This window comes from Streptomyces sp. cg35 (genome assembly GCF_050410835.1).
GTDB lineage: Bacteria > Actinomycetota > Actinomycetes > Streptomycetales > Streptomycetaceae > Streptomyces.
The window spans coordinates 7,665,681-7,684,075 of sequence record NZ_CP191268.1 but is presented as its reverse complement, the minus strand read 5'-3'; the positions used below and the strand labels follow the sequence as shown (position 1 = coordinate 7,684,075).

Here is an 18,395-nt window from a genome sequence, read left to right as displayed (position 1 = left end):
GCGGGACCGGCGGCTGGTTCGATCTCGACCATGTCCGACGAACGGCAGGAACTCACACGGCGACGCCACGTCGATCTGTCGCGTGTCTGGAGTGCCGTCTGTCGCCGCGCCGCCGCCTAGGTCGTTTCTGATGGCTCTTGGACGGTGTCGCGGAGCCAGATGACGAGCGCGGTGACGGTGAGGGTGCCGTTGAAGATGTAGTCGCGCTTGTCGTAGCGGCTGGCCACCGACCGGAACTGTTTCCACTTGCTGACGCAGCGCTCGACCGCGTTGCGACGTCGGTACTGGGTCTTGTCGAAGGCGAGTGGACGGCCGCCGGCCCGGCCACGGTTGTGGCGGTTGGCCCGCTGGTCGTCCGGCTCGGCGATGGTCGCCCTGATGCCCCGACGCCGCAGGTGGGCGCGGTTGTCGCGGCTGGAGTACGCCTTGTCGCCGCGCACCCGGTCCGGGCGGCGGCGTGGGCGGCCGGGCCCGCGGCGAGGAACACGCAGCGTCTCCAGCACCGGCAGCAGCATGGGGCTGTCGCCCCGCTGGCCCGGCGAGGTGAGCCAGATCAGCGGGCGGGCCCGGTCGTCGGCCAACAGATGGATTTTCGTGGTCAGTCCGCCCCGCGAGCGTCCCAGTGCCTCCCGCCCATCGGCCTCCACACGCGTCCCGCCCCTTTTCCGGGAAAGTCGCGGGGCCGCCGGTGCCGGGCCCCGGGCGGAGCACCTCAGGTCCCAGGGCTCCGCCCCGCACCGCGCTCCTCGGATCTCCTAGAGCCTGTCCGGCGGATCTTGTCGCGGGCGCGGGGTCTGGCACAGAACGGCACGGGCCACCCGGACGCGACCTGATCCGCCGGACAGGCCTTAGCCGTACGCCTCCCCGCCCAGCTCGAACCCGGCGCTGCCCGCGCTCACGTCCGCCAGCCAGCCCTGGAACCGCTCGACGTCCCCTTCGGGCAGCCCGATCTCGATGGAGACGGCCTCGCCGTAGCGGACGTCGCGGACCTCCCGGCCGGTGGCCCGCAGATCGTTCTCCATCTTTCCGGCCCGCGCGTGGTCGACGGTGACCGTGGCGAGCCGGAATCTGCGTCGGGTCACGGTGCCGAGCGCGTCGAGCGCCTCCCCCACCGCGCCCCCGTAGGCCCGGATGAGCCCGCCGGCGCCGAGTTTCACGCCTCCGTAGTACCGGGTGACGACGGCGACGACGTACCGCATCTCGCGTCGGGTGAGCATCTGCAGCATCGGCACGCCCGCGGTGCCGCCGGGCTCGCCGTCGTCACTGGCCTTCTGCACGGAGGCGTCGGCGCCGATGACGTACGCGTAGCAGTTGTGGCTGGCCGTCGGGTGTTCCTTGCGGATGCGGGCGACGAAGGCCTGGGCCTCCTCCTCCGTCGCGGCGGGCGCGAGCGCGCACAGGAACCGGGAGCGGTTGATCTCTGTCTCGTGCACGCCCTCGCGGGCCACGGTGCGGTACTCGTCCTGCATCGGACCAGCGTATGCGCCGGTGTCGCCGGACTCGCCCCCGCCCAGGGTGCGGGTGAGGATGTGGTGGATACTCGCACGTCGTCAAAGAGAGCCGCCCGACAGGAAGCATCCCCACATGACCGGCACCCCCGCCGAGAGCCCGGCCGCCTCGCCCGCCCCCACGCACCGCTGGCGTTCCTGGCTGCTGGAGGGGCTGAGCGACCGGACGGCCCGCCACCAGGGCCCGCACGGGCATGTTCCGGCGGAGCACCAGGGCCACAAGTGGTGGCGGGTGATGTGCCTGACCGGTGTGGACTACTTCTCCACGCTCGGCTATCAGCCCGGCATCGCGGCCCTCGCCGCGGGCCTGCTGTCGCCGCTCGCGACGCTGGTGCTGATCGCGCTCACCCTGCTGGGCGCCCTGCCCGTGTACCGCAGGGTCGCCAAGGAGTCGCCGCACGGCGAGGGCTCGATCGCGATGCTGGAGCGGCTGCTGCCCTGGTGGGCGGGGAAGCTGTTCGTGCTGGTGCTGCTGGGCTTCGCCGCCACCGACTTCATGATCACCATGACGCTGTCGGCGGCGGACGCGGCGGCCCACGTCGTGGAGAACCCCTTCGCGCCCGAGGCCCTGCACGGCGCGAACACCTGGATCACGCTGGTCCTGCTCGCGGCGCTCGGCGCGGTCTTCCTGAAGGGGTTCCAGGAGGCGATCCGGGTCGCGGTCGTGCTGGTCGCCGCCTATCTCACCCTGAACGTCGTCGTGCTCGTCACGGCCGCCGTCCATGTCCTCACCGCGCCGGTCAAGATCGGCAACTGGTGGGACGCGATGACGGCCGAGCACTCCTCGCCGTTCGTGATGGTGGGCGTCGCGCTGCTCGTCTTCCCGAAGCTGGCGCTCGGCATGTCGGGCTTCGAGACCGGTGTGGCGGTGATGCCGCAGGTCAAGGGCGATGCCTCGGACACCTTCGCCAGACCGGCGGGCCGCATCCGCGACACCCGCAAACTGCTCACCACGGCCGCGCTGATCATGAGCGGCTTCCTGCTGCTCTCCAGCCTGGCGACGACGATCCTGATCCCGCAGGACGAGTTCGAGTCGGGCGGTTCGGCCAACGGGCGTGCGCTCGCGTATCTCGCGCACGAGTACCTCGGCGAGGGCTTCGGCACGGTCTACGACGTCTCGACGATCTGCATCCTCTGGTTCGCCGGCGCCTCCGCCATGGCGGGGCTGCTGAACCTGGTCCCCCGCTATCTGCCGCGCTACGGCATGGCCCCGGAGTGGACGCGGGCCGTGCGCCCCCTGGTCCTCACCTTCATGGCGGCGGCGGTCGCCATCACCCTGTGGTTCAACGCGAACGTCGACGACCAGTCGGGCGCCTACGCGACCGGCGTCCTCGTCCTCATGCTGTCGGCGTCGTTCGCGTCGACGGTCGCGGTGCACCGGCGCGGTCACCGCCGGGCGGCGGTCGGCTTCGGCGTGATCACCGCGGTCTTCGCCTACACGCTCGTCACGAACGTCGTGGAACGCCCCGACGGCATCAAGATCGCCCTGATCTTCATCGTGGCGATCCTCGTCTCCTCCTTCGCCTCCCGGGTGCACCGCGCCTTCGAACTGCGGGCGGGCGCCGTCACGTTCGACGACGCGGCCGTGTCGATCATCGACGAGGCGGCGGCCCGCGGCCCGCTGCGGATCATCGCGAACGAGCCGCAGGAGCACAGCACGGCCGAGTACCGCGACAAGGAGTACTGCCAGCGCGAGGACACGCACATCCCCGAGGGCGGCCCGGTGCTCTTCCTGGAGGTCTTCATCCAGGACTCCTCCGACTTCACCGAGGACCTCGTCGTGCACGGCGACGAGAAGCACGGGGTGCGCCGCCTGCGGGTGCACGGCCCGGGCGTCCCGAACACCGTCGCCGCGGTCCTGATGAACCTGCGCGACCGTACGGGCGAGGTCCCGCACGCCTACTTCAACTGGACCGAGGGCCACCCCGTCAGCCATCTGCTGCGCTTCCTCGTCTTCGGCGACGGCGAGGTCGCCCCGGTCACCCGTGAGGTGCTGCGCCGCGCGGAGCCCGATCCGGAGCGCCGGCCGCGCGTGCACGTCGGCTGAGGATCAGTACGCGACGGGCCAGCCGCTGCTCCAGTCAAGGAGGTTGACGCCGAGCTTCGGCGTGCCGTTGTCGTTGCCGTCGTAGTAGTGGTAGACGATCAGGTCGCCGTCCGCGTCGTTCATGATCGACTGCCCGCCCGGCCCGATGACGCTGCCGTGCGACTCCAGCACGGGCGTGCCGCCGTTGTTCATCAGGGCGACGCCGTTCTTGTCGTAGTACGGGCCCTTGACGCTGCTCGCGCGCCCGACCTTCACCTTGTACGTGGAGGAGGTGCCGGAGCAGCACACGTCGTACGAGGCGAACAGGTAGTAGGAGCCGCCGCGCTTGACGAGGGAGGGGGCCTCGACGGCCTTGGTCCCGCTCGGGCGGGAGGCGAGGGCGTAGCGGGGGGTGTCGCCCGCGTACTGCTTGCCGGTGGACGGGTCGATCCGGATCATCTTGATGCCGGTCCACCAGCTCCCGAACGACAGCCACCACTTCCCGTCGTCGTCGACGAAGAGGTTCGGGTCGATGGCGTTGTAGTCGCTGGATGTGGTGGAGGTCAGGACGATGCCGTGGTCGGTCCACGAGCCGGGCAGTCCGGTGCTGGAACCGGCCAGGCCGATCGCCGACTTGTTGGAGCCGAAGGTCGAGACGGCGTAGTACATCAGGTACTTGCCGCCGTGGTACGAGATGTCGGGCGCCCAGGCCTCGGTGGCGTACGACGACCACCACGACGGCTTGCCGCCGAACGCGTCGGCGCCGGCCGTGAAGGCGATCCGGTCGCCCGAGGTACGGGACCCGAGCCCGCCGCCGGTCGCGTACAGCAGGTACTTCCCGGCCGGGGTACGGATCATGGTCGGGTCGTGGACGACGGTGTCGCCGGTCACGTGCCCGGGGTTCGGGTACGCGGACGCGGCCGACGGGACCAGGGCGAGGACGAGGGCCGCGGGGACGGCCAGCAGGGCGGTTCTGGTGCGGCGGGAGGTGCGGCCGGAGGTACGGCGGGAGGTGCGGCTCACGCGGGGCTCCTTGGCGCTGCGGGGACGGCTCGACGGACCCATGCGTCCGAAATCCCGGACAGTGGTCGCGACTTCGGACGGGACCGTAGAATCGAAGGCGTGTTGCGTCAATGGTTTCCGCAGGGCCGGCCGACATCCTGGAATCCGTGGCGTCCCTGAGAGGTTGCCCGGGGACAGGAAGTTCCGCGTCGCTAGGGAGTCAGCATGTACGCCGAACCAGGCACCATCCGGAAGATCCTCACGGAGTCCGGCGACACGTGGGCCGTCGTCGGGCTGTCGTCGAACCGGGCGCGCGCCGCGTACGGGGTCGCCGAGGTGCTGCAGCGCTTCGGCAAGCGGGTCGTCCCCGTGCACCCGAAGGCCGAGACGGTGCACGGGGAGCAGGGCTATCCGTCGCTGGAGGCCGTTCCCTTCCCGGTCGACGTGGTCGACGTCTTCGTCAACAGCGAGCTCGCGGGTCCCGTCGCCGACGAGGCCGTCGCCGTCGGCGCCAAGGCCGTCTGGTTCCAGCTCGGGGTCATCGACGAGGCGGCCTACGAGCGCACCCGCGCGGCCGGCCTGGACATGGTGATGGACCGGTGCCCGGCGATCGAGATCCCGCGGCTCGGCTGAGCGCGGCTCGTCACCGCGCGGGGTCCTCCTCGAAGGAGGCGAAGTAGGCGGCGGCCATGTCCTCGTCCCCGTGCCCCTGGTCGGCGGCGCGGGTCAGCCGGGCCTCGCTCGCCTCGGCGACGTCGAGGCGGACGCCGTGCTGCCGCCCCGCCTCGACGATCAGGCGGGCGTCCTTCGCGGCCGTGGACACCGCGAACTGGGCGGGGGTGAGCCGGTCCTCCAGGACCAGGCCCGCCTTGAGTCGCAGATAGGGCATGTCCAGGCCGCCGCCCGCGATGGCGTCGAAGAAGTTCTGCGGGTCCACGCCGAGCGCCTGCGACAGGGCGAGCACCTCGCCGGCGGCGTTGGTGGCGGCCAGCACCCAGCTGTTGGCCACGAGCTTCAGCCTGGTCGCGGAGCCGGCCGCGCCGTCCTCGCCGGTCCACACGGTGCGCGTGCCGACGGCGTCGAGGACGGGCGTCACGGTGTCCCGGTGCGCGCTCGGGCCCGCGGCGAGGACCAGGAGCTGTCCGGCCTCCGCGGGCTGGCGGGTGCCGAGCACCGGCGCGTCGAAGAGGACCAGGTCGTGGGCGGCGGCGAAAGCGGCCAGGTCGTCGAGCGCGTCGAGGCCCGCGGTGGTCGACTGCAGCCAGGCGGCGCCCGGCCGCAGCCCGTCCGCGGCCTGCCGCATGGTGTCCAGGGCGGCGGGCCCGTCGTAGAGCATCGTCAGGACGATGTCGGCGTCCGCCACGGCCTCGGCCGGGGTGTCGGCGATGTGCACGCCGTCGGCGGCCAGCGGTTCGGCCTTGTCGCGGCTGCGGTTCCAGGCCCGGACGGGGTGTCCGGCCCGTGCGATGTTCCGGGCCATCGCCGCGCCCATGATCCCGGTGCCCAGCACCGCTACGGTCGGCCTGTCGCTCATGGTGTCGTCAGCTCCCTTGTCGTTGCGTGCCGGTCGAGCTTAGGCCCGCGCATCCGGCCGGAAGCGGCTCACCCGGCTCCCGCGCGGCGGGCGAGGCGAAGTTCCGTCATGTAGCGCTTGGTGACATGTCCGCCGTGCCGTCGGTCGATGAGGGCGGCGAGACAGTCGTACAGTCCGGCGCGCGCCGTGGCGTCGAGGTCGCGGTGGCCCGAGTAGGTCGACAGCAGGTCGAGGTACTGCTCTGCCGTGTACGTCGCGTCCCATGCGTAGCGGCGGAAGACGACCGAGGTGAAGGAGTCCGATTCCGCCAGTTCCGCGCTGTCCCTGGGGATCCGCGACGCGGGTTCCAGGGTGATGCCGGGCCGGGTCGTCGGGTCGAACCGCTCGTAGCAGCGCTGGGCCGCGGCGAAGAACGGCTCGGTGCCGCCCTTGATGTGATGGGTCGACACCGTCGCGAGGCTCCCGCCGGGGCGCAGCGCGTCGGCGGCCTTCGCCACCCGGATCCTCGGGTCGATCCAGTGCCAGGACGTCGCCGCGAGCACCAGGTCGAAGGGGTGGGGCGGCAGCTGCCACGTCTCGAACTCGGCGACGACGACCTCCGCCCCGGGACGGTCCGCCAGCTTGCGGCCGGCCACCGCGGCCATCGCGGGGCCGAGTTCCACCGCGACGATCCGGCAGCCGCGCTCGGCGAGCGGCACGGTCATCTGGCCCGTTCCGGGGCCCACTTCGAGGACCCGGCAGCCGGGGCCCGCCCCCGCGAGGTCCGCCAGGTCGTCGTACAGCTGCGGCGGATAGCCGGGCCGCATGCGGTCGTAGAGTTCGGCGTCCTCGGTGAAGGTGCGGCGCAGGCGTTCACGGTCCTGATCGGTCATCCGGGCCACGCTACGGGCCCGCGCCGGGTGCCCGGCTCAGAACCGGACCGGCAGTCCCGCCAGACGGGTTCCGGCCGCTGACCGGGCTGGGTTCCCGCGGCGCACGGGACGGAGTGCGGACGCCGGTCGCGGCCGCTTCGTGATCATTCCTGGCGCGGGCGTCGCGGTCCCGCCCGGGTGAGCGGGGCGGGACCGCACGGCCTCAGTCGGCGAGCCGGTCCAGGCGCAGGGAGAGCGCCTTCGCGATCACCTCCACGTGGTCGTCCCGCAGCAACTCCGGGTGCGTGCACGGCAGGTCGTGGTTGGCCACCTCGCCGGTCACGTGCGGGCGCCAGGCCTCGCGGGTCAGCCAGCTCTCCGGGCGGGGCGCCGCCGCCGTGAAGAACAGGACGTCGCCGTCGAAGCGGCGATGGGTGTGGGCGCGCATCATGCGGGCGTGGTTCGGCACGATGTCGACGATGCGGGACAGCGTGCCGTCGGTGAGGCCCGCCAGGGGGCTGCCCGCCGTGCGGAGGGTGGCGAGGACGTCGTCGCGGGTGCGTTCGGTGCCGCGCTCGAATCCGGCCATGCGCAGCACCGCGGTGAGCGCGTCGCCCTCCTCCGGGGCCGGGCGCTCGCGCCACTGTTCCGCGGGGAAGGCGTCCAGGAGCGCGAGGAGGTCGACCCGCTCCCCCGCTTCCTGGAGCAGGACGGCGACGGTGTGCGCGAGGATGCCGCCGACGGACCAGCCGAGCAGCCGGTAGGGGCCCTGCGGCCGGATCTCACGGATGCGGGACACATAGTCGGCGGCCTGCTCCCACAGCGTGGCCGGCAGCGGCGCGTCCGTCGTCAGGCCGCGGGCCTGGATGCCGTGCACCGGCTGGTCCCGGTCGAGACGGGCGGTCAGGCCCGCGTAGCACCAGGAGATGCCGCCCGCCGGGTGGATCGCGAAGAGGGGCGGGCGCTCGCCCTGGGGGCGCAGCGGCAGGATCACGTCGAGGGCGTCGCCGGACACGGGGGACGCATCGGTGGTGCGGGCGGCCAGCGCGGCCGGTGTCGGGGCCTCGAAGAGGGAGCCGATGGTCAGCTCGGCGCCGAGTTCCTCGCGGATCCGGGCGACGAGGCGTACCGCGAGGAGCGAGGTGCCGCCCAGGTCGAAGAAGGCGTCGTCCGGGCCCGCCTGCGCGACGCCGAGGACCTCGGCGAAGAGGCGGGTCAGCGTCTCCTCGCGCCGGTTCGCGGGGCGCCCCGCGGCGCCGCTGCCGGCGAAGACCGGGGCGGGCAGGGCGCCGCGGTCCAGCTTGCCGTTGGGGGTGAGCGGGAAGGCGGGCAGCGGGACGACGGCGGACGGGACCATGTGCTCGGGGAGTTCGCGGGCCAGCGCGGCGCGCAGCCGGACGGGGTCCGCGTCGCCGGTCACGTAGCCGACCAGGCGGTCCTCGCGCACCAGGGCGCAGGCGCCGTCGACGCCGGGCTGCGCCGCGAGCGCGGCCTCGATCTCACCGGGTTCGATGCGCTGGCCGCGCAGCTTGACCTGGTGGTCGGTGCGGCCGAGGTACTCGACCTCGCCGCGCTCGGTCCAGCGGGCGAGGTCACCGGTGCGGTACATCCGGCCGCCCCGGAAGGGGTCGGGGACGAAGCGGTCCGCCGTCAGTTCGTCGCGGTTCAGATATCCGTCCGCCAACTGCCGCCCGGCCAGGTGCAGTTCACCCACGACACCGGGCGGGCACGGCTGTCCGGCCGGGTCGAGGACGTACAGACGGGTGTTCCAGACGGGGCGTCCGATGGGCACCGGGCCCGTGCCGTCCGGCGCGCAGGCGTGGTAGGTGACGTCGACGGCGGCCTCGGTCGGGCCGTACAGGTTGTGCAGCTCGACGCCCGGCAGCGCCCGAGCGAAGGTGCTCGCCGTGTCGCGCGGCAGTGCCTCGCCGCTGCAGAACACGCGGCGCAGCGCCGTCCCGCACGAGGGGGCGTCGGCCTCGGCCAGGAAGACCTGGAGCATCGACGGGACGAAGTGGCAGGTGGTGACGGCCTGTTCACGGATCAGCCGGGCCAGGTAGGCCGGGTCCCGGTGACCGCCCGGCTCGGCGACGACCAGTGTCGCGCCCTGGCGCAGCGGCCAGAAGAACTCCCACACGGACACGTCGAACGACGAGGGTGTCTTCTGCAGCACCCGGTCGTCGGCGCCGATCGGATACGCGTGCTGCATCCAGCGCAGCCGGTTGTCGATCGCCGAGTGCGGCACGACGACGCCCTTGGGGCGGCCGGTCGACCCGGAGGTGTAGATGACGTACGCGGGATGCGCGGGGGTGAGCGCGCGGGCCGGGTCGACCGGGGCGTACGGGGAGACGTCCAGGCCGTCGAGGACCACGAGCGGCGTCCCGCCGCCGGCGGGCAGTCGGCCCGCGCGGTCGGTGACCGCGCACACGGGCCGGGCGTCGTCGAGCATGTACGCGAGGCGCTGCTCGGGATAGTCCGGGTCGAGCGGCAGGTACGCGGCGCCGGACTTCAGGACGGCCAGGAGCGCCACGACCAGGTCGGCGGACCGGGGCACGGAGACCGCCACGATCTCGCCCGGCCGGGCGCCGAGGCTCTGCAGGTGCCGGGCCAGCCGGTTGGCGCGGGTGTCGAGTTCGGCGTAGGTCAGGGTGGTGTCGCCGTGGACCAGCGCCACCGCGTCCGGGGTGCGGGCCGCCTGCGCGCCGATCGGTCCGATGAGGGTCGTCGGGGGCAAGGCGCGTTCCGTGCGGTTGAACTCGTCGAGGACCAGGGCGAGTTCGGCCGGTGTCGCGATGGGGTGGCCGGCGAGCGGGGTGTCGGGGTCCGTGCGCGCGAGGCGTCGCAGGAGGTCGACGAACCGGGCCTGGTGCGCGGCGAGGTCGTCGTCCTCGTACAGGGCCGGGTTTCCGTCGTGGTCGATGCGCAGGCCGCGGCCGTCGGCGCGGTCGTAGATGTTGACGGTGAGGTCGTCGACCGGGCCCGCCGACAGGTTGTGGGCCCGCGCCGGGGCGCCCGCGAAGTCGGTGGCGTAGTCGAACGGCATGACGTTGACGAGCGGGCCGACGAGGCCGCGGTTCTCGCCGAGCAGGCCGAGGTCGCGGCGGATGTCCTCGTAGCGGTAGCGCTGGTGGCGCCGTGCCTCGCGTACGCCCAGGACGACGTGGCGGACGAGCTCGGTGAAGGTCGCCTCCGGGGTGACGGTCAGGCGCAGCGGCAGCACGTTCATGACCATGCCGGGCACGCGCAGGGCCACCGAGCCCATGCGGCCCATCATCGGCAGGCCGAGGACGACCTCGGTGCGGCCGGTGGCCCGCGCGGTGTACAGGGCCTGCGCGGCGATGAACACGTCGGGCCAGGTGGCGCGGGTCCGTCCGGCGAGTTCGCGCAGCTGTTCCGTCGTGTCCGGCGGCAGCTGTGTCGTGCGGCGCCGGAAGGTGCGCGACGGCAGGGCGCCGCGGCCCGCGAGGCGCGATGCCTCGGGCCGGTCGGCGAAGGCCGCGCTCCAGTGCGCGCGGTCGGCCGCGTGGTCCGCCGACGACCGGTACTCGGCGTCGAGCGCGAGCAGGTCGGCCAGCGTCTCGAACGGGCGCGGGCCGGGGTCGGTGCCGTTCACCAGCGCCGTGTAGACCTCGGCGGTGCGGCGCACCAGCAGGGAGTGCCCGAAGCCGTCGATGACGAGGTGATGGACGCGCTGGTACCAGAACCAGCGCCGCTCCCCCACCCGGAAGAGGGCGTGCGCGAACAGCGGCCCGGCCGCCAGGTCGCAGGGCCGGTCGAGATCCTCGCGCATCCAGGCGAGCGCCTGCTCCGCGTCGAGGTCCCGGCGCATGGTGAGCGGCAGCTCGACGAAGGCGGAGATCCGTTGGCGCGGCCCGTCGGGGGTGTCCTCGACGCGGACGCGCAGGGCGTCGGTCTCGGCGATGACGCGGCGCAGTGCGGCGGCGAAGACGGCGGGGTCGAGCTCCCCGTCGATCTCCAGGTACTCGGCCGTGTTCTGCGCGGGGCTGAGCGGATCGAGGGCCTGGGCGAACCACATGCCGGACTGGGCGGCGGTGAGCGGCAGGACGAGGTCACGCATGCCGGTGTCCTCCCTGATGACCACGGTCATGCGGCGGCCACCCCCAGCAGCGCGGCCCAGGCGTCCACGGCGGGCTTCTCGGCGAGGTCGACGAAGGAGGCGGTGACGCCGTGGTCGCGCCGCCAGCGTTCCAGGAGGGTCATGATGCGGACGGAGTCGAGGCCGTGGTCGACGAGGTTCTCGTCGACGGGGATGTCGGCGGGGTTCTCGCCGAGGCAGTCGGCGACGTCGGCGCGGATCTGTTCCACGGTGAGGGTCATGCGGTGCGTACCTCCTCGATGAGGGCGTCGGTGGTGGTGACGACGGCGCAGCGGCCCGCCGCCCAGCGCAGGGCCATGGCGTGGTCCTCGCGGGTGAAGTCGGCGACGGCGTCGGCGACGACGAACGCCTGGATGTCGCGCATCCAGGCGTCGGCGGCGCTGATGAGGACGCCGATGTGGGCGTAGACGCCGACGACGACCAGCTGGTCGCGGCCCGACTCCCGCATCAGCGACTCGAGTTCGGTGCGCACGAAGGCGCTGTACTTCCACTTGGTGAGGACCGTGTCGCCGGCCTCGGGCGCGACGGCCTCCGGCATGGCGAGCGCCGCCGGGTCGTCGGCGACGCCGGGCCCCCAGAAGTCGAGTTGCAGTCCGCGTTCCTCGGGTGTCTGGCCGCCGCGCTGCGCGGAGTAGAAGACGGGGAGTCCGAGCCGCCGGCTCTCCTTGAGGAGCCGGGCGGTGTTGTCGAGCATGCCCGTCAACGGCTCCGCGTTCTGGGGGTACTTGGCGAGGAAGTGGTGCTGCAGGTCGTGGACGAGCAGGACGGCGCGCGCGGGGTCGACGGTCCAGGCGACGCGGTTGGCCGGCAGCTCGTCCGGGCGGGGCAGGGGGTAGGCGGCGATGGCGGGCAGTGCCATGGTGGGGGCCTCTCAGTGCTGTTCGGCGGCGGACCGCTGCTGCTTCTTGCTGACCTTGCCGATGCCGGTCTGCGGGAAGACGTCGACGAACTCGACGAGGTCGGGGACCTTGTACGCGGCGATGCCCCGTTCCCGCACGAACCGCTTCACGGCGACGGGCTTGAGCGGTTCGGCGCCCTCGCGCAGGATCACGTAGGCCAGGGAGCGCTCGCCGAGGTACGCGTCGGGCACGGCGACGACCGAGACGTCGTGGACCGCGGGGTGGGCGAGGATGATGTTCTCGATCTCCTCGGGGGCGACCTTCTCGCCGCCCCGGTTGATCTGGTCCTTGGCCCGGCCCTCGACGACCAGGTGCCCGGTCGGGGTGCGGCGCACGATGTCGCCGGTGCGGTAGAAGCCGTCGTCGGTGAAGGCGCGGGCGTTGTGCTCGGGGGCGCGCCAGTAGCCGCGGATCGTGTACGGACCCCGGGTCAGCAGATGGCCGAACGCACCCTCGGGGACGTCCTCGTCGGCGTCGTCGACGATGCGGATCTCGTCGTCCGGGGAGATCGGCAGGCCCTGCGTGGTGACGACCGTCTCCGGGTCGTCGTCCAGGCGGGTGTAGTTGACCAGGCCCTCGGCCATGCCGAAGACCTGCATGAGCGGGCAGCCGAGCGCGGGCGTGAGGCGACGGGCGGCCGCCTCGCTGTACTTGGCGCCGCCGACGAGGATCAGCTCCAGAGAACTCAGGTCGTACCGCGTATCGGGCCCTGCCCCCGTCCACACGAGGGCGAGCGGCGGGACGAGGCCCGTCATGGTGATCCGCTCCGCCGCGACGAGCGGGAACGCCGTCTCGGGGTCGGTGCCCGGGGACATCACCACGGTGCCGCCCGCGTACAGCACGCCGAGCCAACCCGGCGAGCTCATGGGGAAGTTGTGGGCGGCGGGCAGGACGACCAGGAAGCGGGTCCCGGCGTCGACGCCGCAGATCTCGTTCGAGCCCCACAGCGAGTACAGGTAGTCGTCGTGGGTGCGCGGGATCAGTTTGGGGACGCCGGTGGTGCCGCCGGAGAGCTGGAGGAAGGCGAGGTCATGGGGCTCGGGCCCGCGGTCGAGCGCGGCCGGTTCGCCGAGCACGTCCGCCAGGGGCGTGTGCTCCCCCGCCTCTCCGGCGACGAAGACGTGGCGCAGGCTCGGCGTGTTCTGCTTGACGCGGGCGGCCAGTTCGCGGTGGTCGAAGCCCGCGTGCCGGTCGGGTATGACGTAGGCGACGGCCTCGGCGAACGAGCAGAAGTAGGCGATCTCCGTCTCGCGGTGGGCGGGCAGCGCGTACACGGGCAGGGCGCCGATCCGGAAGAGGGCGAAGACGACCTCGACGAACTCGCCGACGTTCGGGAGCTGGACGACGACGCGGTCCCCCGTGCCGATGCCCCGGGCGGCGAACCCGGCCGCCAACTCCTCGGCCCGCTCGTGGAGTTCACGGTACGTCCAGGTGCGGCGGGCCGGCGCGGGATCGACGAGGGCGATGCGGTCGGGGTGGGAGTCGGCGCGCTCGCGCAGCATGCCGGGGAAGGTCTCGCCGCGCCAGTAGCCGGCGGCCCGGTACCGCTCGGCGAACTCGGCGGGCCAGGTGGGCGCGTCCGGGACCGTGGAGGCGGCGGTGTTCACAGGCTCGCCCCCACGGCGTTGAGGAACGTACGGAATTTGGCGCCGGTCTCGGCGGTCTCGGCCTCCGGTGACGAGGCGGCCACGACACCGGCGCCGGCGAACAGGCGGAGCAGTCCGCCCTCGGCCTCGGCACAGCGGATGGTGACGACCCATTCGCCGTCGCCGTCCGCGTTCTGCCAGCCGACCATGCCGGTGTACGCGCCCCGGTCGAAGGGCTCGGAGTCCGCGATCACCGCGCGGGCCACATCCGTGGGGGTGCCGCAGACGGCCGGGGTCGGGTGCAGTGCCGAGGCGAGGTCGAGGGCGGTGGTGGCGGTGTCGGCGAGCTCCCCGGTGACGGTGGTCGACAGGTGCCACATCGCGGCCGTACGCACCAGGGTGGGGCGCTCGGGGACGTCGAGGCGGCTGCAGAACGGGGCGAGCGCGGCGCGTACGGCGGCCACGACGACGGCGTGTTCGTGCAGGTCCTTCGGGGACTCGAGGAGCGCGGCGGCGCGCCGGACGTCCTCGGCGAGGTCGGCGCTGCGGGGCGCGGACCCGGCGAGCGGGTTCGCGGTGAGGGTCGGTCCGCGCCGGGCGACGAGGAGTTCGGGGCTCGCGCCGATGAGCGTGCGGCCGGCGCCGCTGGGCACGGCGAACGTGTAGCCCGCGGGGTCGCGGCGGGCCAGGCGGCGCAGCATCGCGGGCAGGTCGGGGGCGACCGGGCCGGTCAGTTCGAGGGTGCGGGCGAGGACGACCTTGTCGAACTCCCCGGCCCGCATGCGGGCGACGGCCGCGGCGACCGCGGCGCCGTACTCCTCGGCGGCGGGCACCTCCCTGACCTGCCAGTCGGCCGCGTTCTCGGGGGGCGGCACGGGCAGGGCGATCAGCGGGTCCTCGCGCAGCGGCGGCGCCCAGCGCACGTTCTCCGGGACGGTGAGGGCGGGCGGCGCGGCGGGGTCGAACGGCAGGGCGCCCATGACGACGGGGTCGGGGTGGCCCGCGCGGCGGCGGTCGTCGAGGAGGGCGCGCACCCGCTGGCCCAACGGCCTCTTGTCGTGCGGGAGTTCGGCGGCGATGCCGTGGCCGAGGAGGGTGCGGTGGGGCGTGGCGAGGAAACGGTCGGAGTGCGGGCGGTAGTCGTCGAGGAGGGCGGTCGCTGTGCCGGTCACCTCCGGTGGGGTGGTGACGGGTTCGTGGACGGACGTGGTCATCGTTGCCTCCTGGGTGTGGGGGTGGAGTGGGGGCGCGGGAGCGTGGGGGTGGGGGTGGGTGCGCCCTTTCGCCGTGGCGGGTGCGGGTGCGTGGGGCGGGTGCGGGTGCGTGGGGCGGGTGCGGGTGCGGGTGCGTGGGGCGGGTGCGGGTGCGTGGGGCGGGTGCGGGTGCGTGGGGCGGGTGCGGGTGCGTGGGGCGGGTGCGGGTGCGTGGGGCTTCTCGCGCAGTTCCCCGCGCCCCTGAAGGCTGCGGCTTCGCCGCTCGCCTTCATCGATGGGAGATGGCGCACGCAGTGCGCATCTCCAGGGGCGCGGGGAACTGCGCGACCAGCCGCCACCCACCCGCACCCGCCGAACAAGCGCCCCCGGCGGACGAGAAGGCGGACCCCGCTACCCGCGGAGCGTCGCGCCGCCGTCGACGTACAGGTCGTGGAGCGTGATGTGCCGGGCGCGGTCGGAGGCGAGGAACGCCACGGCCTCCGCGATGTCGGCCGGGTCCGCGATCCGGCCGAGCGGGATGCCGGTGCGGTGGGCTCCGAGGTCGCCCTCGATGACGGAGCGCCGGGCCGCCTCGATGTCGGCGCCGGACTCCGCCCACATGCCGCGCTGCATGTCGGTGAGGGTCGAGCCGGGACAGACGGTGTTGCAGCGCACGCCACGCGCGGCGACTTCGAGGCCGAGGCATTTGGTGAACATCGCGGTGGCGGCCTTCGACGCGGCGTACGCGGACATGCCGGCGCGGGGGATGCCGGCCGCGTTGGAGGCGACGGTGACGATGCTGCCCGCGCCGCGTGCGCTCATCCGGCGGGCGGTGGAGCGGGAGACGTGGAAGACGCCGTTGGTGTTGACCGCGAAGGTGGCGGCCCAGTCCTCGTCGCTGAGCTCGACGGCGGGTGCGCTGCGCAGGATTCCGGCGACGTTGACCGCGATGTCCAGCGGTCCGAGCGTGTCCTCGGCGGCGGCGACGAGGGTCTCGACGGCGGTGGCGTCGGTGACGTCGAGCGGGCGGGCGACCACGTGGTCGCCGTCGTACCGTGCCGCGACCTTCTCGGCGGCGAGGCCGTCGAGGTCGGTGGCCAGAACGCGGGCGCCGCGCCCGGCGAGCGCGGCGACCACCGCCTCGCCGATGCCCCGGCCCGCCCCTGTGACGAGGGCGATCCGGCCGGCCAGTTCTCCCGCGGAGATGTCGGCGTGTACCTGACCGGATATCACTTGGCGAGCGCCCCCTTGAGGTCGTCGAGGACGATCTGCGCGGAGAGCGGGCCGCCGGCGCTGTTCCAGGCCGAGCCCTCGACGACCACGACGTGCTGGTCCTTCTCGGCGTGCAGCTTGGCGAAGTTGGTGACCTTCTGCGCCTCGCCGTACGCCTTCTCGCCGTCGGCCTTGTCGCCGAGCGTCCCGAAGAACAGCCAGTCGCCGTCGATGGTGTCGAGCTTCTCCAGGGAGACGGGCTCGCTGTGGCCGGTGCTCGCGCCCTGCTGGTCCTTCGGCCGGGTCGTCCCGAGCGCCTTGAGGGTGGAGGCGACGACGCCGTCGCCCTTGCCGACGACCGAGGGCGCGCCGTCCTGCCAGCGGATCACGGAGACGGACGTGCCGGCGTTGTCGCCGAGCCGCTTCTTGACGTCGGCGACCTCGCTGTCGAAGTCCGTCAGCCACTTCTCGGCGTCGGCCTTCTTGTTGAGGGCGTCGGCGGTGTCGGTGAAGGACTTCTTCCAGTCCTCGTTGAGCTTGGCGGTGACGACGGTCGGCGCGATCTCCTGGAGCTTGTCGACGGTCTTCTTCGCGCCGGTCGTCTCGTCGAGCAGGATCAGGTCGGGCTGGAGCGCGGCCAGTTTCTCCATGTCGGCCTCGGCGACGGTGGCGACGACCTGCGCCGTGGACGCCTTGTCGGCGAGGTAGGTGGAGACGCCCCGCTGGCCGCGGCCCGCGGTCACACCGACCGGTTCCATGCCGAGGGCCAGCGTGGCGTCGGTGGTCGGCTCGCTGAGCGTGACGACCTTCTGCGGGTCGCTGGGCACCTTGACCTCGCGGCCCTGGGCGTCGGTGATCTGTCGCGTGGTGGCCGCCGCCTTGTCCTTGCCGCCGCTGTCACTGTCGTCGCCGTTGTCGCTGCCGCAGGCGCTGAGGAGCAGGGCTCCCGTGACGGCGGCGGTGCAGGATAGCAGGACCGCGCGGCGGGAGGTTCGGTTGGAGGACATGTGCGTGATGCTCCTAAGGGCAAGAAGAGTGGAACGGTGGCGCGTGGGGACTAGTGGGTCCTGCCGGGCCCGGGGCCCAGCAGGCGGATGAGGGTGTCGGCCAGGGCGACGTGCCAACAGGCGTAGTCGTGCCCGCCGTTGAACTCGCGCCGGGTGACCTGGTAGCGGGCCGAGTGCAAGGTGTCGTAGAGGGCCCTGCAGTGGTCGACCATCGCGCCTTCGTGCAGGCCGACGTCGAGGTGGACGGTGACGGGCCGCGGCTCGGCGGCGGCGTACCGGGCGACGAGCCAGGGCACCCCGAAGACGTGTTTCTGCGGTACGTCCGACGGCAGTCCGGGCCGCCACCACAGGGACGGCGACTGGGCGATCACGTGGCCGAACCGGTCGGGGCGCAGATGGCCGGCGTGCAGGGCGGCCATGCCGCCGAGGCTCTGGCCGGCGACGACGGTGCGGGCCGGGTCGGCGGTGACGGGCCAGCGGCCGGCCGCCCAGGGCAGGAGTGCGTCGGCGAGGAATTCCACGAAGGCGTCCCGCGCGCCGAGTTCGCGGTTCCGGGTGGCGCGGTCGACGGCGTCGGGCGCGAGCACGGCGAGCGGCGGCAGCTTCCCCTGGGCGATCAGTGCGTCGAGGGTGTGCTGCAGTCCGATGCGGCCGAGCCACATGTCGCCGTCGCAGAGGACCAGGACGGGCAGCGGGTCGTCGTCGGGGCGGCGTCCGGGCGGCAGGTAGGTCCAGACGTCGCGGTGTCCGCCGAGCGGCGGGGCAGCCGTGCGGTGCCGCTCGACGCGACCGGCCGGTATCGCGCCGGGCGGGCGCGTCCACGCCTCGGCGGGCGCGTCCGGCAGGGCGAAGACCGATGTGTCGGCCGCGGTCCAACGGGTGGGCAGGGATCGGGGGTTGAGCGGGTCGCGGGAGGCGTGCACGGCGAGGGAGCGCAGGCGCGTCTGGAGGATGCCGGGATCGGCGGGCGGCTCCTTGGCGGAGATGTCGGCGGCGAGGCGGTAGGTGCCGCGGTGGTCGGCGCGCAGCCGCAGTCCGAGGTGCCAGATGTCGGTGCCGGCGGCGCGCTCCAGGAGGGATCCGGCCAGGTCGTCGCGGTCGACGAGCCGGTTGGCCAGGAGCAGCACCTGGCGGGTGGCCCGGTGGCCGCGCCACAGGAAGGTGACGGCCCGGTGGTCGGGCTCGCCGTCGAGCTCCTCGACGAGTGGGGTGCCGAGGGCCGTCACGTCCTGCCAGAACTCCTCGGCGAGGCGGGCCCGTCCGGCGTCGTCGGCCCCGGTCAGGCACTCCAGGAGGTGCGCGACGCGCGGTCCGGTGACGCGGATCGGCCGGTGGTCCGACAGGGCGGCGGGGTCCGCGGTCTGGACGCGCATGGCTCCTCTTCCTCCGGTCCGTCAACGACCAGGCATTTTCGTCAACGTAATTGTTAGCAGACTTAGTAAGGTTAGCCTAAGCTAATC

15 protein-coding genes are annotated in these 18,395 nt (G+C 73.2%); 2 read left to right on the top strand and 13 right to left on the bottom strand.

Annotated features, from left to right (window positions below; all coding sequences use genetic code 11):
* Window positions 1-116 precede the first annotated feature (116 nt).
* Together ACQUQD_RS35495 and ACQUQD_RS35490 are read right to left on the bottom strand one after the other, a co-directional pair.
* Window positions 117-647: an IS5 family transposase gene (locus ACQUQD_RS35495; protein ID WP_428956295.1), complete on the bottom strand. Its 531-nt coding sequence runs from the start codon at window positions 645-647 to the stop codon at window positions 117-119.
* Window positions 648-848: 201 nt separating this feature from the next.
* The gene (locus tag ACQUQD_RS35490; protein WP_428956294.1) at window positions 849-1,469 is read right to left on the bottom strand and encodes a YigZ family protein; all 621 of its coding nucleotides are present in this window, start codon (window positions 1,467-1,469) and stop codon (window positions 849-851) included.
* Between the two features lie 115 nt (window positions 1,470-1,584).
* Here ACQUQD_RS35490 and ACQUQD_RS35485 point away from each other — a divergent pair, with 115 nt between their 5' ends.
* Window positions 1,585-3,555, top strand: coding sequence for an APC family permease (locus ACQUQD_RS35485; protein ID WP_428956293.1), 1,971 nt, complete (start codon window positions 1,585-1,587; stop codon window positions 3,553-3,555).
* Window positions 3,556-3,558: 3 nt separating this feature from the next.
* Here the strand turns inward: ACQUQD_RS35485 and ACQUQD_RS35480 are convergent, their stop codons facing one another.
* Window positions 3,559-4,557 (bottom strand): arabinan endo-1,5-alpha-L-arabinosidase, encoded by a 999-nt coding sequence (locus tag ACQUQD_RS35480; protein WP_428956292.1) that lies wholly within the window; start codon window positions 4,555-4,557, stop codon window positions 3,559-3,561.
* A gap of 204 nt (window positions 4,558-4,761) precedes the next feature.
* Between ACQUQD_RS35480 and ACQUQD_RS35475 the strand changes: the two genes are divergently transcribed.
* Complete coding sequence (locus ACQUQD_RS35475) at window positions 4,762-5,169, top strand: CoA-binding protein (protein ID WP_428956291.1); 408 nt, start codon at window positions 4,762-4,764, stop codon at window positions 5,167-5,169.
* Window positions 5,170-5,179: 10 nt separating this feature from the next.
* Here the strand turns inward: ACQUQD_RS35475 and ACQUQD_RS35470 are convergent, their stop codons facing one another.
* The 10 genes from ACQUQD_RS35470 to fes all read right to left on the bottom strand — a co-directional run bounded on the left by ACQUQD_RS35470 (window position 5,180) and on the right by fes (window position 18,308).
* Entirely contained in the window at window positions 5,180-6,070 is an 891-nt protein-coding gene (locus ACQUQD_RS35470) for an NAD(P)-dependent oxidoreductase (RefSeq protein WP_428956290.1), read from the bottom strand.
* 68 nt (window positions 6,071-6,138) lie between these two features.
* Window positions 6,139-6,942 (bottom strand): class I SAM-dependent methyltransferase, encoded by an 804-nt coding sequence (locus tag ACQUQD_RS35465; protein WP_428956289.1) that lies wholly within the window; start codon window positions 6,940-6,942, stop codon window positions 6,139-6,141.
* Between the two features lie 202 nt (window positions 6,943-7,144).
* On the bottom strand, window positions 7,145-11,029 hold the full coding sequence (locus ACQUQD_RS35460; RefSeq protein ID WP_428956288.1) for an amino acid adenylation domain-containing protein: 3,885 nt from the start codon (window positions 11,027-11,029) through the stop codon (window positions 7,145-7,147).
* Window positions 11,026-11,259: a phosphopantetheine-binding protein gene (locus ACQUQD_RS35455; RefSeq protein WP_428956287.1), complete on the bottom strand. Its 234-nt coding sequence runs from the start codon at window positions 11,257-11,259 to the stop codon at window positions 11,026-11,028. Before ACQUQD_RS35455 ends, ACQUQD_RS35460 begins: the two co-directional genes overlap by 4 nt.
* Complete coding sequence (locus tag ACQUQD_RS35450; RefSeq protein ID WP_428956286.1) at window positions 11,256-11,897, bottom strand: isochorismatase family protein; 642 nt, start codon at window positions 11,895-11,897, stop codon at window positions 11,256-11,258. The genes ACQUQD_RS35455 and ACQUQD_RS35450 overlap by 4 nt, the downstream gene beginning before the upstream one ends.
* Window positions 11,898-11,909: 12 nt before the next feature.
* Entirely contained in the window at window positions 11,910-13,544 is a 1,635-nt protein-coding gene (locus tag ACQUQD_RS35445; protein ID WP_428956285.1) for a (2,3-dihydroxybenzoyl)adenylate synthase, read from the bottom strand.
* Entirely contained in the window at window positions 13,541-14,737 is a 1,197-nt protein-coding gene (locus tag ACQUQD_RS35440) for an isochorismate synthase (protein WP_428956284.1), read from the bottom strand. Before ACQUQD_RS35440 ends, ACQUQD_RS35445 begins: the two co-directional genes overlap by 4 nt.
* Before the next feature lie 390 nt (window positions 14,738-15,127).
* Window positions 15,128-15,946 (bottom strand): 2,3-dihydro-2,3-dihydroxybenzoate dehydrogenase, encoded by an 819-nt coding sequence (locus ACQUQD_RS35435; protein WP_428957730.1) that lies wholly within the window; start codon window positions 15,944-15,946, stop codon window positions 15,128-15,130.
* On the bottom strand, window positions 15,946-16,935 hold the full coding sequence (locus tag ACQUQD_RS35430) for an ABC transporter substrate-binding protein (RefSeq protein WP_428956283.1): 990 nt from the start codon (window positions 16,933-16,935) through the stop codon (window positions 15,946-15,948). The genes ACQUQD_RS35435 and ACQUQD_RS35430 overlap by 1 nt, the downstream gene beginning before the upstream one ends.
* 50 nt (window positions 16,936-16,985) lie before the next feature.
* The gene (fes, locus tag ACQUQD_RS35425) at window positions 16,986-18,308 is read right to left on the bottom strand and encodes an enterochelin esterase (protein ID WP_428956282.1); all 1,323 of its coding nucleotides are present in this window, start codon (window positions 18,306-18,308) and stop codon (window positions 16,986-16,988) included.
* Window positions 18,309-18,395: the final 87 nt, after the last annotated feature.